The organism is Thermosynechococcus sp. B3, assembly GCF_030323045.1.
Classification (GTDB): domain Bacteria; phylum Cyanobacteriota; class Cyanobacteriia; order Thermosynechococcales; family Thermosynechococcaceae; genus Thermosynechococcus.
Genome location: NZ_CP097584.1, coordinates 2,259,245 through 2,273,300 on the forward strand (window position 1 = coordinate 2,259,245; position 14,056 = coordinate 2,273,300).

General features: G+C 55.7%; 14 protein-coding genes. 5 read left to right on the forward strand and 9 right to left on the reverse strand.

Going from position 1 to position 14,056, the window contains the following annotated elements:
- The first annotated feature begins 64 nt into the window (after positions 1 to 64).
- The 3 genes from murC to M0646_RS11195 are packed head-to-tail and all read left to right on the forward strand — an operon-like array spanning position 65 to position 3,473.
- Positions 65 to 1,489, forward strand: a complete 1,425-nt coding sequence (gene murC / locus M0646_RS11185; protein WP_190278349.1) for a UDP-N-acetylmuramate--L-alanine ligase — start codon at positions 65 to 67, stop codon at positions 1,487 to 1,489.
- Positions 1,486 to 2,391: a UDP-N-acetylmuramate dehydrogenase gene (gene murB, locus M0646_RS11190; protein ID WP_149820875.1), complete on the forward strand. Its 906-nt coding sequence runs from the start codon at positions 1,486 to 1,488 to the stop codon at positions 2,389 to 2,391. The genes murC and murB overlap by 4 nt, the downstream gene beginning before the upstream one ends.
- A gap of 5 nt (positions 2,392 to 2,396) precedes the next feature.
- Entirely contained in the window at positions 2,397 to 3,473 is a 1,077-nt protein-coding gene (locus M0646_RS11195; RefSeq protein WP_286649647.1) for a TPR domain-containing glycosyltransferase, read from the forward strand.
- A gap of 1 nt (position 3,474) precedes the next feature.
- On the opposite strand, the gene M0646_RS11200 is transcribed toward M0646_RS11195, so the two are convergent.
- The 6 genes from M0646_RS11200 to M0646_RS11225 are packed head-to-tail and all read right to left on the reverse strand — an operon-like array spanning position 3,475 to position 9,259.
- The gene (locus M0646_RS11200; protein WP_286649648.1) at positions 3,475 to 5,190 is read right to left on the reverse strand and encodes an NAD+ synthase; all 1,716 of its coding nucleotides are present in this window, start codon (positions 5,188 to 5,190) and stop codon (positions 3,475 to 3,477) included.
- Between the two features lie 16 nt (positions 5,191 to 5,206).
- On the reverse strand, positions 5,207 to 5,917 hold the full coding sequence (locus M0646_RS11205; RefSeq protein WP_286649649.1) for an NrtR DNA-binding winged helix domain-containing protein: 711 nt from the start codon (positions 5,915 to 5,917) through the stop codon (positions 5,207 to 5,209).
- Positions 5,914 to 6,474, reverse strand: a complete 561-nt coding sequence (locus M0646_RS11210; protein WP_149820883.1) for a nicotinate-nucleotide adenylyltransferase — start codon at positions 6,472 to 6,474, stop codon at positions 5,914 to 5,916. Before M0646_RS11210 ends, M0646_RS11205 begins: the two co-directional genes overlap by 4 nt.
- Positions 6,471 to 7,784 (reverse strand): nicotinate phosphoribosyltransferase, encoded by a 1,314-nt coding sequence (locus M0646_RS11215; RefSeq protein WP_286649650.1) that lies wholly within the window; start codon positions 7,782 to 7,784, stop codon positions 6,471 to 6,473. The genes M0646_RS11210 and M0646_RS11215 overlap by 4 nt, the downstream gene beginning before the upstream one ends.
- Positions 7,785 to 7,807: 23 nt before the next feature.
- Positions 7,808 to 8,797 (reverse strand): o-succinylbenzoate synthase, encoded by a 990-nt coding sequence (locus M0646_RS11220; RefSeq protein ID WP_286625748.1) that lies wholly within the window; start codon positions 8,795 to 8,797, stop codon positions 7,808 to 7,810.
- 12 nt (positions 8,798 to 8,809) lie between these two features.
- Positions 8,810 to 9,259, reverse strand: a complete 450-nt coding sequence (locus M0646_RS11225) for a hypothetical protein (RefSeq protein WP_149820889.1) — start codon at positions 9,257 to 9,259, stop codon at positions 8,810 to 8,812.
- A 158-nt stretch (positions 9,260 to 9,417) separates the two neighbouring features.
- On the opposite strand from M0646_RS11225, the gene recJ reads away from it, so the two are divergent.
- The gene (recJ, locus tag M0646_RS11230; RefSeq protein WP_286649651.1) at positions 9,418 to 11,670 is read left to right on the forward strand and encodes a single-stranded-DNA-specific exonuclease RecJ; all 2,253 of its coding nucleotides are present in this window, start codon (positions 9,418 to 9,420) and stop codon (positions 11,668 to 11,670) included.
- Between the two features lie 290 nt (positions 11,671 to 11,960).
- Here the strand turns inward: recJ and M0646_RS11235 are convergent, their stop codons facing one another.
- Together M0646_RS11235 and M0646_RS11240 are read right to left on the reverse strand one after the other, a co-directional pair.
- Entirely contained in the window at positions 11,961 to 12,713 is a 753-nt protein-coding gene (locus M0646_RS11235; RefSeq protein ID WP_149820893.1) for a YebC/PmpR family DNA-binding transcriptional regulator, read from the reverse strand.
- An 85-nt stretch (positions 12,714 to 12,798) separates the two neighbouring features.
- Positions 12,799 to 12,939 carry a photosystem II reaction center protein K gene (locus M0646_RS11240; protein WP_399373920.1) on the reverse strand — a complete coding sequence of 47 codons (141 nt, stop codon included), beginning with the start codon at positions 12,937 to 12,939 and terminating at the stop codon, positions 12,799 to 12,801.
- A gap of 79 nt (positions 12,940 to 13,018) precedes the next feature.
- Between M0646_RS11240 and tadA the strand changes: the two genes are divergently transcribed.
- Positions 13,019 to 13,513 carry a tRNA adenosine(34) deaminase TadA gene (gene tadA / locus M0646_RS11245; protein ID WP_149820895.1) on the forward strand — a complete coding sequence of 165 codons (495 nt, stop codon included), beginning with the start codon at positions 13,019 to 13,021 and terminating at the stop codon, positions 13,511 to 13,513.
- Here the strand turns inward: tadA and folK are convergent.
- Positions 13,434 to 14,015, reverse strand: a complete 582-nt coding sequence (gene folK, locus M0646_RS11250; RefSeq protein WP_286625750.1) for a 2-amino-4-hydroxy-6-hydroxymethyldihydropteridine diphosphokinase — start codon at positions 14,013 to 14,015, stop codon at positions 13,434 to 13,436. The two genes, tadA and folK, sit on opposite strands and share 80 nt — an antisense overlap.
- Between the last annotated feature and the right edge of the window lie 41 nt (positions 14,016 to 14,056).

Here is a 14,056-nt window from a genome sequence, read left to right on the forward strand (position 1 = left end):
ATTATTGATTAACGTATTTCTTTTTGGTGGAGCAAAGGAGTTGTTTGTGGCAAATCAGCCAGTGATGGAGTTTAGTGAGCGTCCATTCCACTTCATTGGCATTGGTGGTATTGGTATGTCAGCCCTTGCCTACATTCTCGCCAAGCAGGGCTTTAGGGTGTCTGGATCCGATTTGCGTCCCAACCGCTTGACCGAGCAACTGGCTGAGTTAGGTGTGCAGATCTTTATTGGTCAGAGTGCGGCCAACCTTGAAAGGTATCCCTTTGCCCCGCTGCCTCAAGTCATCTCCTCCACTGCCATTGGCAGCGATAACCCTGAATATCAAGCGGCTCAACGATTGGGCTGTCCAATTTTTCATCGTTCCGATCTGCTGGCTGCCCTAATGCACCGTCACCAAAGTATTGCCGTTGCCGGTACCCACGGTAAGACAACCACCAGCAGCATGATTGCCTATTTGCTGTTGCAAGCCGGGCTGGATCCAACGATTATCGTCGGGGGTGAAGTGGCGGCGTGGCAGGGCAACGCCCGCGTGGGTCAAGGTCCTTACCTTGTTGCTGAAGCGGATGAGTCCGATGGCTCCCTGCGCAAATTCCATCCCCATATTGGCGTCATTACGAATATCGAGCTTGACCACCCCGATCACTACAATTCCTTGGAAGAGGTGGTGGCCACGTTTCAGCAGTTTGCTGATCAGGCAGACATTGTGATTGGCTGTGCCGATTGTCCGAATATCCACGATCGCCTGCATCATCCGCGCCTGTTGACCTATAGCCTTCAGCGACAAGCGACGGTGGACTACTGTGTGGATCATATTCAATACACCTCTGAGGGCACCACGGCACGGGTTTGGGAGCGGGGCACGTCCCTTGGCATTCTGCAACTGAGTGTCTTAGGTGCCCACAATCTCCAAAATGCTCTGGCGGTGATTGCAGTGGGACGTTATCTTGGCATTGACTTTGCCACCATTGCTGCTGCTTTATTGGAGTTTCGCGGTGCCCGCCGCCGCTTTGAAGAACGGGGACAGGTGAATGGGATTCGCTTTATTGATGACTATGCCCACCATCCCAGCGAAATTATAGCTACCCTAAAAGCAGCCCGCCTGCAGGTGGGTACGCACGCCCCTTGGCAACGGATCGTGGCAGTCTTTCAACCCCATCGCTATAGCCGCACCCAAACCTTTCTCGAGGCCTTTGGCCAGTGCTTCACCGCAGCGGATCACGTGATCTTGACGGATATCTATAGTGCGGGTGAACCCAATCCCGGCACAATTAGTGGTGCCGATGTGGCCGCCTGTGCCCGTCAGTATCATGCTGCAGTGGATTATTGCGCCACCCTTGAAGCGGTACAAACTCGCTTGGCGCATCTGCTGCAACCTGGGGATCTGGTGATCTTTCTTGGGGCTGGCAACCTCAATCAACTGATTCCGTCTGTAATGGCGGATCAAGAACAATTAAGTGTCTCTTCCCTCACTGAGGCGATCGCCCTATGACCTTGCCCTGCTTGCCCCAAACCCAGTGCCCTCTGCAACGCCACATCTCCCTTGCCGAGTTTACGACCCTGAATGTGGGTGGCTGTGCTGAATGGTTTGTGGAACCGCGTACGGTCGCTGAATTGCAGGCAGCCTACATTTGGGCGCAGGAACAGGAACTGCCAATTACGGTTTTGGGGGCAGGGTCTAATCTGCTGGTGAGCGATCGCGGTGTGGCGGGTCTTGTGATCGCAACCAAGCATCTGCGCTATCTCAAAAGTGATCTAGAAACTGGACAACTGACGGTGGGTGCGGGGTATCCCTTGCCCAAGTTGGCTCACTATGCCGCAAAACTGGGCTGGCGCGGTCTGGAGTGGATTGTTGGCATTCCCGGTACCGTAGGCGGGGCAGTGGTGATGAATGCGGGTGCCCACGGCGGCTGTACAGCGGAGCGGTTGGTGTCAGCAGTGATTTTAGAACCCGATGGCACGTTGGCGGTGGTGGCGGCACGGGAGTTGGGCTATGGCTACCGTACCTCTTGTCTTCAGAACAGCCAGCGATTGGTGTTGCAGGCCACATGGCAGCTGGAACCGGGACATGATCCAGCCCAGGTCAAAGCAGACACCCAAAAACACCTGAGCGATCGCCTGCGGACGCAGCCCTACGACTTCCCCAACTGTGGCAGTGTCTTTCGCAATCCTCAGCAGCAGGCGGCCGGTTGGTTGATTGAGCAAACGGGATTGAAGGGCTACCAGATTGGCCGCGCCCAAGTTTCCCAAAAACATGCCAACTTTATTCTCAACTGTGGCGGCGCAACAGCGATGGATGTCTATCGCTTGATTCGCCATGTACAAGCTGCTGTTGCGGATCACTGGTCCGTGTGGTTGCAGCCGGAAGTGAAGCTGATTGGTGACTTTGCCTAGTTGCTATGGCCATTACCCTCTGTATGATTGTCCGGGATGAGGCGGCACGCTTACCCCGATGCCTTGCCAGTGTGGTTGGTGTGGTGGATGAGGCGGTGATTGTGGATACGGGGTCACAGGATGAAACGGTGGCGATCGCCCGCCAGTGGGGAGCACGGGTCTATGAAGTTCCTTGGCAAGAGGATTTTGCTGCCGCTCGCAACATTGCCCTGCAATATGTCACTACCGAGTGGGTACTGGTTCTCGATGCGGATGAAACGCTGACACCGTCCTTTGCCGCCGTGCTGCCTGAGATCTGTCGACAACCGAATTGGCTGGTGGTGATATTGCTGCGGCAGGAATTGGGCGTTGTGCCCCCCTATACTTATGTGTCGCGCCTCTTTCGTCACCATCCCGACCTCTTTTTTCAGCGTCCGTACCACGAAACGATTGATGACAGCGTTCTTGCCCTGCAACAGCGGGAACCCCATTGGCAAATTGGTCAAGTTAACCGTGTGGCCATTGTGCACAGTGGCTACCTTGGTTCCCAGCGACAACAAAAGCAGGAACGGGCGGAGCGGATCATGCGCCGCCACCTTGAGCAGCACCCTGAGGATGCCTACCTGTGGAGTAAATTGGCAGGGGTGTATCTGGCTAAAGGAGCTTGGCAGCAGGCTCAGCACTGTCTGGAGCAGGGGCTAAAGGTCAAAAGCGTCCCCCCCGCCGTTGCCTACGAACTCCACTATCAACGGGGCAATCTCTATGCCGAACGCGGTGAGTGGCCGGCAGCCATCCAAGCCTATGAAACCGCCCTCAGAACCCCCACCCCTGCGGTGATGCATCTGGCAACCTATCTGCGGCTGGCGGAGGCCCAAAAGCAATTGAAACGCTGGGGCGATGCCCTTGCCACCTACGATCGCCTGCAAGCCGTGGATCCCACCTGTGCCTTAGCCTATCAAAATCAGGGAGCCCTGCTGCTGCGTTTAGGACAACTCAGACCGGCCCTTGACAAACTGCGGCAAGCCATTCATTTACTGCAGGTTCAAAATCCCCAAGAAGCGCAACGCCTCAGCCAAGAACTGCAAGCCATGGGACTGCTGTAGCTTACCACTGGGCGGCAATCGGCATCCGCCAACCGGAACCAAAGGCGCGATCGGTCACTTTCAACCCCGGTGCCGCCTGCTGACGTTTGAATTCTGCCCGTTGAACCATGCGGCGCACCCGCTGCACCAAGTCTAGGTCGTATCCCGCAGCGGCAATTTCCTGATCTGACTGGTGGCGATCGATCATTCGTACCAAAATGCCATCGAGAATGTCGTAGGGCGGTAGGCTATCCTGATCCGTTTGACCGGGCTTGAGTTCGGCACTGGGGGCTTTGGTGAGAATGTGGGGGGGAATGACAACGGCACCAGCGATCGCCAGCTCGGGAATCGGATGCCCCTGAGCGGCCTGCTGATTCAACCAATGGCAGAGTTCATAGACACGGGTTTTGGGCACATCGGCAATGGCTGCAAGGCCACCATTCATATCGCCATAGAGGGTGCAGTAGCCCACCGCCAGTTCGGATTTATTGCCGGTGGAAATGAGCAAGTGGCCAAACTTGTTGGCGATCGCCATCAGCAGCGTACCGCGAATACGGGCTTGGATATTTTCCTCGGCAACTCCACTGGGGGTACCAGCAAATAGAGGCGCCAGCACCTCACTGTAGGTCTGCATCAGGGGCGCAATCGGTAAGATCTGCGTGGCAATGCCCAGATTTGCGGCCAAGTCCTTAGCATCGGTTATCGAGTGATCGGAACTGTAGGGAGAGGGCATCAACACCCCCAGCACCTGTTGGTTGCCCAAGGCTGCCGTCGCGATCGCCGCCACCAAGGCGGAATCAATCCCCCCACTGAGACCAATCACCACCTGTTGAAAGCCACATTTGCGAGCATAGTCGCGCACCCCTAAAACCAAGGCTTGCCAAATTTCCTCAGGTTCGCCCGTGGCTGCAGGGGCGATCGCCGTTGGTTCGAGGTCTCCCTTTTCCCAGCGCACGGCTAGGTAGTCCTCACGAAACCCCTTGGCTTGGCTAACGATCTGCCCCTGACGATTCACCGCTAAGCTGCTGCCATCAAAAATCAAATCATCATTGCCTCCCACCTGATTGGCGTAGATTAAGGGACAGCCATATTGGCGAGCCGTATGTTCAATCAACGCCTGCCGTAACTTCGGTTTCCCCACACAGTAGGGCGATGCCGAAAGATTCACAATCAGATCTGCTCCCTGGGCCACCAATGCAGCAACCGGATTGCGCTGGTAGTGCCGCTCTCCCCAAAACTGCTCATTGTTCCAGAGGTCTTCACAGATGGTGACGCCAATTTTGAGTTGATCGCTGGCCGTCGTCAGCGTAAAGAGATTCTCCGTACCGCCGGGGGCAAAATAGCGACATTCATCAAAGACATCGTAGGTGGGCAATAACTGCTTCGCAAAGACCTGTTGCACCTGTCCCCCCTTCAGGAGGGCTGCGCCATTGTAGAGGGGCTTTTCGCCCTTGATGCCAGCGGCAGGATTGGGCAGGACAGTTCCCACGAGGACGGCAACCTCAGCGGGTAAGGCAGCGGCAAGGCGGTGCAGTTCTGCTTGAATCGCTTCAACAAAGTAGCGGTTGAGGAGCAGATCCTTGGGGGGGTAGCCACAGAGGGCGAGTTCAGAGGTGATCAGCAAATCCAGAGGGTGCTGGCTGCGGATCTCTTGGACTGCGGTGAGAATTGCTTGGGCATTGGCCTTGAGACTGCCGACGGTGGGGTTCAGTTGCGCAATCCACAGATGCACAGCCATAGAAATTCCTCAAAGGTTAGACAAAAACTAGGGGCTTATCCTTAAGGGGCGCAAAGGCCTCGCGATCGAAGCGGTAGAGCGTTGCCGGTCGGCCCGCGCCGCGGATCACTTTTTGGTGCGTATCCTGCAAAATGCCGAGTTTCAAAAGCCGTGAGCGGAAATTGGAGTAGTCGGAGAAGTTGGCTCCCAAAACGGTGCTGTAAAACTGGTAAAGATCATTGAGGGTGAAATACTCAGGCAACACATCAAAAGCCACAGGGCTGTACTCCAGCTTATTGCAGAGGCGGCGGTGACCGTAGGCCAAGATTTTGCTATGGTCAAAGGCCAGTTCTGGACAGGCACTTAGGGCAAACCACTGCACTGGAGATTCGCCCACCGCAATCAGTTCCGCATCGGCAAAGCGCACCAAGGCAAAGTAACTCACCGACAGATAGCGCTTGCCATAGGTGGTCTCGCGGGGATCCCGCGCCGGTTCGCCAAAGGTGTACAGTTGCTCCAGATAGAGGTTACTGACGCGAATTTTTTCCGCGAGGGTGCGATAGGCAGCCGCTTCGAGGGATTCCCCCTGCCGCACGAGGGTACCGGGGAGACTCCAATACCCGGCAAAGGGCACCTGTTGTCGCTGCACCAAGAGTACAAGGAGGCGATTTTGATCTGTATCCACGGAGAAAATGACGTTGTCCACACCGACAACAAATTCCGCAAGGGGCAAAGGGGAGGCGCTCATGGCTGGGAGTAGAGTCCTTGCTGCTGAATATACTGGGCGATCGCCGGCAGAAGTTGTTGTTCATCCCGCTGTTGCCGATAGGTCGTCGAGGAGACCGCTGGCCCCCGATAGTTTGCCAGTTCCATCTGGGGACACAATTGCCGCACAGCTTGCCAATCCTTGGGGTCAATGATGACGCCGGGACGCTGCAAGACCAAGAGCTTCACCTGTTTAAGGAGCTGCGCCGCCTGATACCACTGGGGCAGCTTAGCGAGAACATCACTGCCCACCACAAGGGTGAGGGGTTCATCGGGCCACTGTTGTTTCACCTGCTCAACGGAATGGATGGTGTAGGGGTGGCTGAGTTCGGGGTGGTGTTCGACGTTGGGGCGGTTGAGGCTGCGCACCAAGAGATTGAGCATGGCTTGGCGATAGGGCAAGGGGGTTTGCTGCCCTTTGAAGGGGTTATCGGCTGCCCACACTAGGACGCGGTCATAGCGATCGCTCAACCACTGGAGAATATCCCCGTGGGCGGCGGTGGGTGGATCAGCACTGGTACCAAAAAGGGCGATCGTCATGGGCGGTGGCGTAATTGTTGAATCAGGGTGTCAAGGGCAGGGGAATAAACCACGGGCTGGGTCACATCCAAGAGGGTCTCGGGCAACTCTGCTAGGCTGGCACGGTGGCGATCGCGAATTGTCGCCAAAGACTCCGGGGGAGAGAGGGGGCGCCCTGCCTTCATGACGGGTTCGAGGAGCGGTCTGCCCCAAACATTTTCCTCGCTGGCAAGGGCAAGGCAATCCCCACTGGGACGGCGATAAATTTGCTTGCGTCCTGGCAACGTCATTTTGCCACTGGAGGTCTTCATCACCCCCTGACCATTGATCTCGACTAGCTTATAGACCCCGTTGACGGTTTCGCCGCTGACCAGCTTGGTGCCAATGCCATAGGCATCAATGGGGGCGTTGGCTGCTTTCAAGCGCCGAATTTCGGCTTCATCAAGATCCCCACTGGCAATAATTTTTGTTTGGGGCAAGAGCTGGCGAATTTTTTGGGAGAGGCTGAGGAGATCCCCTGAATCAATGCGCACGGCCTTGACGATAATTTCCCCGGCCGCTTGGCGATCGGCCAAAGTAGCAACGGCGGCGAGGGTGTCATAGGTGTCTACCAAGAGTGCCCCTTCCGGGTAGTAACGCAGGAAAACCGTAAAGGCATCCTGTTCTGTACCAGCGAGGGTGGCGATCGCCATCACCAGAGAATGCGCCATCGTGCCTGTGGGGGAAACCCCCAACTGCTGTGCTGCTAAGACATTCGAGGTGGCTGTAAATCCGGCGGCGAGGGCTGAGCGTGCTGCCCACAGGGACGCTTGGGGACTAAAGGCACGGCGCGTACCAAATTCCAACAGATCAATCTCTGCCCCCACCAACTGGCGCAGCCGAGAAGCGCGGGTGGCCACAAGGGTTTGGTAGTTCACGATATTGAGCAGACAAGTTTCTAGCCACTGGGCTTGCCAGAGGGGGGCTTCAATCCGCAGCAGGGGTTCTTGGGCAAACACCACTGTCCCTTCCGGAACCGCCCAGACATCCCCACGAAACTCACTGTGGCTCAACAGGTCCCAAAATGCTGCAGGTGCCCGCTCAAAAACCGCTAGACTTTTCAAGTAATCAATTTGCTGGGGGGTGAATTGCACCTGTTGTAGGTATTCCAGTACCTGAGCCAACCCCATGGCCACCAAATAGGTGCATCCCCGGGGCAGTCGCCGCACACTGAGTTCAAAGCTGGCGGGCGTCCCAGCCAAATCCTCACCTGCGTAGGTGGCTACCATTGTCAGTTGGTAGAGATCCGTCAGCAAACTGTAATCACTGGCGGCCAAGGTGAAACCTGTCATGGCTTTGAGAGGTGAAGGATGTTTTATTTATAGTAATTTTTACCATAATTGTCAAGGCAATCCCATATCGCTGTGTAATCCGCAAGAGTGGTCAGTAGGGGAGCCGATCGCCAGCGTTCGACGCCAAAGCCAAGGGCATGACAGGGCTGCCATGTTTCAAAGAGCTGAAAAATTGCCGTGCGGGCGATCGCCCCTTCGAGGGCAGAGGAAAAGACCAACCGTTGCGGTTCTAAACCTTGACGCAACAGGACACTCAAGCGTTCTGGAGAGCCAAAAAGCGCTGGCTTAATCACAAAGCGTCCCGGCCAGCCGCGCTCTAACCAACGCTGCAATTCAGTGGCACTGACCACACTTTCATCGAGGGCAATTGGTGTTGTCACCCTCTGGGCTAGGGTCAATAGGGCTTGCCATTGGTCAGGGGGTAGCGGTTGCTCCACATACTCAATTTTGCCGTTCCCATGGCGATCGAGCCAAGCAAACCACCGCTCTGCAGTTGCCAAATCCCAACCCCCATTGGCATCAAGGCGTAATTTAGCCCCCTGAGGCAGTGCGGCCAGTAGCTCCCTGAGGATCCCTTGCTCCTCCTCTGGGGACAGGACACCGACTTTCCATTTGAAGGTAGTTTGCCCCTGCTGCCAAGGCTGCTGCCACTGCTCAAGGGCGGCTCGACCACTGCCTAAAAGGGCGCAGATTGGCCAAGGGCGTAGCCGATAGGGAAGTTGGCTCACACTTTGCCATGCCGTGGCAAAACCAAACTGGGCGGCGGGTAAGTCCTCAGGAATTGCGGCAATGATCTCTGGGGTGAGGTGGGTGGGCAGTTGCTGACACAGGGCAATAGCGGCACTGAGGGTTTCGCTGCCCCAGCCGGGAAGGGGGGCAATTTCACCGTAGCCGACTTGACCTTGTTCATCTTCGAGGCGCAGATAAATCCCTGAGCGCGATCGCCAGACCCGCTGCGCCGTTGCCAAGGGTTCTCGAAGGAGTTCCTCGTACACCCGCCATTGCCAGCGCATCCGTGCAGGCCGCTAAACCCGTTCAAGCGTTGCCTCGAGCAAATGTTTGAGCTTATGGCTGTTGTGAATCCCACTCAGCAGTGTGTAATGATTGGCATCCAGTTGCCAGTAGTGCTCGAAGCCTGTACAGCGGTTGGCATCCCCCAGCAAAATAAACTGCTGCACGATCGCATGGGGCGTAATCCATCCCTCTCCCTCCAGCCGACCAAAGAGGCTGTGTTGGAGCACATAGGTAAACACCTGCTCATCCAATTCCAACTTCCCCCGCGACTGCAACACTAATTCTGGCTTGACTTGATCGGGAAAGGTGATCTTGGCGGCCATTGAAAACCAGTCATCTTGGCCGTAGGAGACAAGAATCCTCCCCGTCACGGGAATGGGTTCCTGATTGGCCTCTAACCACATTCCCTTGAGCAGCCACCGCCCCCCATCAACTAAAAACGTATGATTCACGTTTCTCATATCCCCAATGGCTGTCCTGATTGTATCGTTACCCTATGGGTAGGGGTAGAGATCAGCAGAAATTCTTGTTGGTTTCTCCAGCTTGCGCGGGCGATCGCTATGATTAAAGGAATAGTCAAAGAATATCTCTGCTGCCCTTCCCTAGAAACTGAACTTCCATGCAGCGTCCTTGGCAATCCTGTTCTGCTCACCCTGCCCCCTTAGACTTTATCGAGCAAGTCAAGAGCCTCCACCCCGATGCGGGGGCAATCACTGCCCAGTTGCTTTGGCAGCGGGGCTATCGCGATCTTCATCGGCAAGTGCCCGCTTTTTTAAATTGGCGACACTACCAACCTGCCTCTCCCTTTGAGTTTCCAGAAATGCAAGCTGCCCTAGCCCGTTTGCAGAAAGCCCTAAACAATCAAGAAAACGTTGCCATTTGGGGAGACTTTGACACCGATGGGGTCACGGCCACCGCCGTTCTCTGGGAAGGGCTAAAACCGCTTTTGGGGGCGCAATTGGTGGACTTTTATATTCCAAATCGCCAGCAAGATTCCCATGGTCTCTCGCCCCATGGCCTTGAGGAGCTTCAGCAAAAAGGAGTTTCCCTGATCATTACCTGTGATACGGGCTGTACCAATGGTGCTGAAATTGCCTTTGCCCGTCAGTTGGGGATGGAGGTGATTGTTACCGATCACCACACCCTTGAACCCACACCCTTGGGGGCTGTGGCGCTGATCAATCCGCGGCAGTTGCCTTGGGAGCATCCCCTGCGCCATTTATCCGGGGTTGGCGTTGCCTACAAGTTCTTGGAAGCCGTTTACGCAACATGGCCAGAGAAAACCCAAGGGTATGCCCTCGAAAACCTCCTTGATTTGGTGGCCATTGGCCTGATTGCCGACTTGGTTGAATTGAGGGATGAGTGCCGCTACCTTGCCCAGCGCGGCCTAGAACAACTCGGCAAGCGTCAGCCCCTCCGCCCGGGTATTGCTGTCCTTTTGCAGGGCGCGTCCAAAGACACGGCTCGGCAACGGCAGATTAGTTTTACCGTCGCACCCCGCCTCAATGCTGTCAGTCGTGTAGAGGGAGATGTGCGGCCTTTGATTACGCTGTTGACCACCCAAGATTGGCGTCAAGCACGGCAGTTGGCACAGCACATTGAAAAAGTGAATGCAGAACGGCAGCGACGCCAAAAAGAGATTGCTCAGATGGCTCATGCCAAAGTCGCTCAGTTGGACCTCTCAGCATCGCGGGTGATTCTCCTCACCGATAACAGTTGGCCCTTGAGTCTTTTGGGGCTAGTGGCAAACGAGATTGTCAAAACCTATGGCCGCCCCGCCATTTTGCTTCAGACAAATCCAGAAACGGGAATGGCAGCAGGTTCAGCGCGGTCTGATGGCTTTGTGGACCTCTATGAGGCACTCTATAGCCAACGGCACTTATTTGAGGGGTTTGGCGGGCATCCCTATGCAGCGGGCTTTCGGCTGAAGGTGGCGCATATTCCCCTTTTGGAAGCCGCCCTCAACCAATTCTTGGCACAGCAGGAGGGCACAGCTAGCGCCACACCGCAACCCTTGCGGATTGACTTGGAAGTGACCTTGGATCAACTCAATGAGCGATTGCTCAAGGAACTGGAAGTGTTGGCTCCCTTTGATTCAACTCACCATCCCTTGCCGCGATTGCTGGTGCGCAATGTGGAACTTACTGACCTCAAAGATAACCAGAACAGGGGGAATCAGAACATCAGAAAATACGTCTCAATGCTGCTTCGCGATCCCCAAGGGAAGTCCTCCTTTCCTGCCAAGTGGTGGGATCATCAAGTGGCGGATTGTCCCAAAGAACGCTGTGATCTGGTGATTGAGCTAGAGCAGTGGCAAAAGTCCCTATCAGCCGTCATTAAAGAGCTGCGACCCAGTGCAACGAATGTCATCCAATCGGCCTCTTTTCAGTCCCTCATGGATTATCGCGATCGCCCCCACGAGGCAAGCGGCAAGGGTCTGCGCGTCGAAACTTGCCCGACATCACGGGAAAGCTGGCGCCAGTGGATTCAGCGAGCGAAAAGGGAACAGCAACCTTTAATTCTGGCCTACTCTCTCCCCCCAGAGCAGGACGCCCTAAAAGTCTGGCAGGTATTTTTGACGTTATGCCAACAAGCCAGTCAACAGGGAACATCTTTACAACGCGAGGAGTTGCGGGAACACCTTGGCATTGAAGCGGCCACCTTGAACTATGCCCTCAATGTGCTGGAGACACTGGGGGTTCAAGTTATGCAGAGCGGAGAAGAGTTTTGGTGTGAATGGCCACCTGAAGTGAAGTCTTCCCCCCATACGGCGGTGGCCTTAGAGACCTTCACAGCAGCGATCGCCGAGGAAAATTTCCGTCGTCGCTATTTCGCTGCCGCCCCCCTCCCAGCGCTTCAGGAAACACATTAAAAACTGGCTACAACTTTTTTCAGCAGGGAACCTGAGGAACACACACGAGCCGACAGGGGAAACACACAAAGGCGGGAACACACGGGCAATCAACGTTGATTGAGAGAAGAAGAGCGATCGCTCTCAGGAGAGCCTCAGTCTGGTTACACACAACGTGCCTCGGTGCAATGCCTGCAACCGTACTTTTATGCTCCCACGGCTGCCTTTGGCTGCCTACCGTGTTTCCACTCAATTTTTTGAGTCTCAGCAGCGCAGAAATCTTTGCCAAAATCCCGTAAAACCACGGATGCCTAGACGTACATCGCCTCCATGAGGGCATCGCTCATCGTGACGTTGGTGGCCACACTTTGAATATCATCGAGATTTTCGAGGGCATCCATAAGCTTAAGGACGCGCCGCGCGGTATCTTCATCGGTGATTTCTACCGTATTCATTGAGACCCAGCGGCTTTCGGTGTCGAGAACAGTGTAGCCGTGTTCTTTCAGGGTTTCGCTGACGGTTTCTAGGGCAGGCACGGGACAGCGCACTTCAGCCACCCCCTCTAGGATCTCGTAGGTTTCCACATCCGCCGCCAGTAGTGCCTCAAGGAAGGCTTCCTCATCTGTAGGGGCGGTAACAGTAACAATGCCCCACTGCTCAAACATCCAGCCCACACAGCCGGTTTCGCCGAGGTTGCCCCCCTGTTTATTAAAGGCTGCCCGCAGATCCGCTGCCGTGCGATTGCGATTATCCGTGAGGGCCTCAATCAAAAACGCCACACCCCCCGGCCCATAGCCTTCGTAGCGAATTTCCTCTAGGGGAGCATCACTGTCGAGGGTACCGGTGCCCTTGGCGATCGCCCGCTCAATATTTTCACTGGGAATCCCCGCGGCTTTTGCCTTCTCAATCGCACTGCGCAGTTGAAAGTTGCCCGCTGGATCCCCTCCCCCATGCCGCGCCGCAATAATAATCGCTCGCGATAGCCGCGCAAAGGTCTTGCCCTTTTGGGCATCCACCCGCGCCTTTTGCCGTTTAATGTTTGCCCACTTACTGTGACCTGCCATAGGGGAAACACATGCCAAAAGTCAAGAAGAACCCCGCTGAAATCAACGGGGCAAGTCAACAGGGTTATTTTGATCGAAGCTATCTTTAACGGAAACCGACAGCGGCTTGCCAAACAAAGGCCAAGGCCAAAAAGAGCACAGGAATTACCGGCAGTACATCCACGAGGGGATCAAAAATGGCGTAGGCTTCCGGGAGTTTAGCAACCAAAACTAAAGAATCAATCATGGTGTTTTCCTAAAAGAATTCAGCGATCGCAAGAGAACTGAAAAAATAGTACCATAGCCACTGCGGCAACGGGATCGCCATGCCAGACATTCTCCCTTTATCCGAAACAGACCCGCATGACTTTTGGATGCAACAGGCGATCGCCCTCGCAGCACAGGCAGGAGCCGCCGATGAAGTGCCCGTAGGCGCGGTGATTGTCAGTGCCGAGAATGAACTCATTGCCACGGGGGAAAATCGCCGCCAGCGAGATCATGACCCCACTGCCCATGCGGAAATCATTGCCCTCCGCCGCGCGGGTCAACGTCTAGGTACGTGGTATTTAACGGGCTGCCGCCTCTATGTGACCCTAGAACCCTGCCCGATGTGTGCCGCTGCCATTGTTCAAGCCCGCATTCACACCCTCATCTACGGGACGACCGATCCAAAAGCAGGGGCCATTGATTCAGTGCTGCAACTTCCGCAAAGCCCAGCGGTGTTCCACCGGCTTCAGGTGATTAGCGGGGTTCAGGCGGCGGCCTGTCGGCAGCAGTTGCAAACGTGGTTTCGCCAGCATCGTCAGAAAGAACGGCAATAATGCCCGCATCCCCCACCCGCTCCCGTAGGGTTTGGATGGTTTCACCCAGTAGGGGGTGTCGCCAGTGGGGGGCGATCGCTGCAAGGGGCACAAGGACAAAGGGTCGCTCGGCCAAGCGGGGATGGGGCAGGGTGAGTTCGGCAGTGGTCATGACGCGATCGCCATAGAGCAGCAGATCCAGATCAAGCGTGCGGGATCCCCAATGCTCTTGCCGTTGGCGACCAAACTGCGTCTCAATCCTTTGCAGCGTTTGCAGAAGTGCCCAAGGGGAAAGTTGCGTTCGGGCAATAAGACAGCCATTCCAGTAGTCCGGTTGCAGGGGGCCTACGGGGGTCGTGCGATACCACGGCGAGCAGGCTAAGACATGAATCCCCGGCGTTTGGGCAAGCACTTGGACGGCTGAGCGCAGTTGCAGCAATGGCTCACCAAGGTTGCTTCCGAGGGCGATCGCCACGAGGGGGGGGTCAGACGGGGATATACTTAAGTCAGTGCATTCTGCCATTGTGCCTGTGTAGAGTGCCTGCCACTCCTCCTGTTATACCT

Coding starts and splice junctions, on each gene's coding strand:
- M0646_RS11210 (WP_149820883.1), bottom strand. CDS start 6,474: ATGACGATCGCCCTTTTTGGTACCAGTGCTGATCCACCCACCGCCGCC.
- tadA (WP_149820895.1), top strand. CDS start 13,019: ATGCCAGACATTCTCCCTTTATCCGAAACAGACCCGCATGACTTTTGG.
- M0646_RS11220 (WP_286625748.1), bottom strand. CDS start 8,797: ATGCGCTGGCAATGGCGGGTGTACGAGGAACTCCTTCGAGAACCCTTG.
- murB (WP_149820875.1), top strand. CDS start 1,486: ATGACCTTGCCCTGCTTGCCCCAAACCCAGTGCCCTCTGCAACGCCAC.
- M0646_RS11195 (WP_286649647.1), top strand. CDS start 2,397: ATGGCCATTACCCTCTGTATGATTGTCCGGGATGAGGCGGCACGCTTA.
- folK (WP_286625750.1), bottom strand. CDS start 14,015: ATGGCAGAATGCACTGACTTAAGTATATCCCCGTCTGACCCCCCCCTC.
- M0646_RS11225 (WP_149820889.1), bottom strand. CDS start 9,259: ATGAGAAACGTGAATCATACGTTTTTAGTTGATGGGGGGCGGTGGCTG.
- M0646_RS11200 (WP_286649648.1), bottom strand. CDS start 5,190: ATGGCTGTGCATCTGTGGATTGCGCAACTGAACCCCACCGTCGGCAGT.
- M0646_RS11215 (WP_286649650.1), bottom strand. CDS start 7,784: ATGACAGGTTTCACCTTGGCCGCCAGTGATTACAGTTTGCTGACGGAT.
- M0646_RS11205 (WP_286649649.1), bottom strand. CDS start 5,917: ATGAGCGCCTCCCCTTTGCCCCTTGCGGAATTTGTTGTCGGTGTGGAC.
- murC (WP_190278349.1), top strand. CDS start 65: ATGGAGTTTAGTGAGCGTCCATTCCACTTCATTGGCATTGGTGGTATT.
- M0646_RS11240 (WP_399373920.1), bottom strand. CDS start 12,939: ATGATTGATTCTTTAGTTTTGGTTGCTAAACTCCCGGAAGCCTACGCC.
- recJ (WP_286649651.1), top strand. CDS start 9,418: ATGCAGCGTCCTTGGCAATCCTGTTCTGCTCACCCTGCCCCCTTAGAC.
- M0646_RS11235 (WP_149820893.1), bottom strand. CDS start 12,713: ATGGCAGGTCACAGTAAGTGGGCAAACATTAAACGGCAAAAGGCGCGG.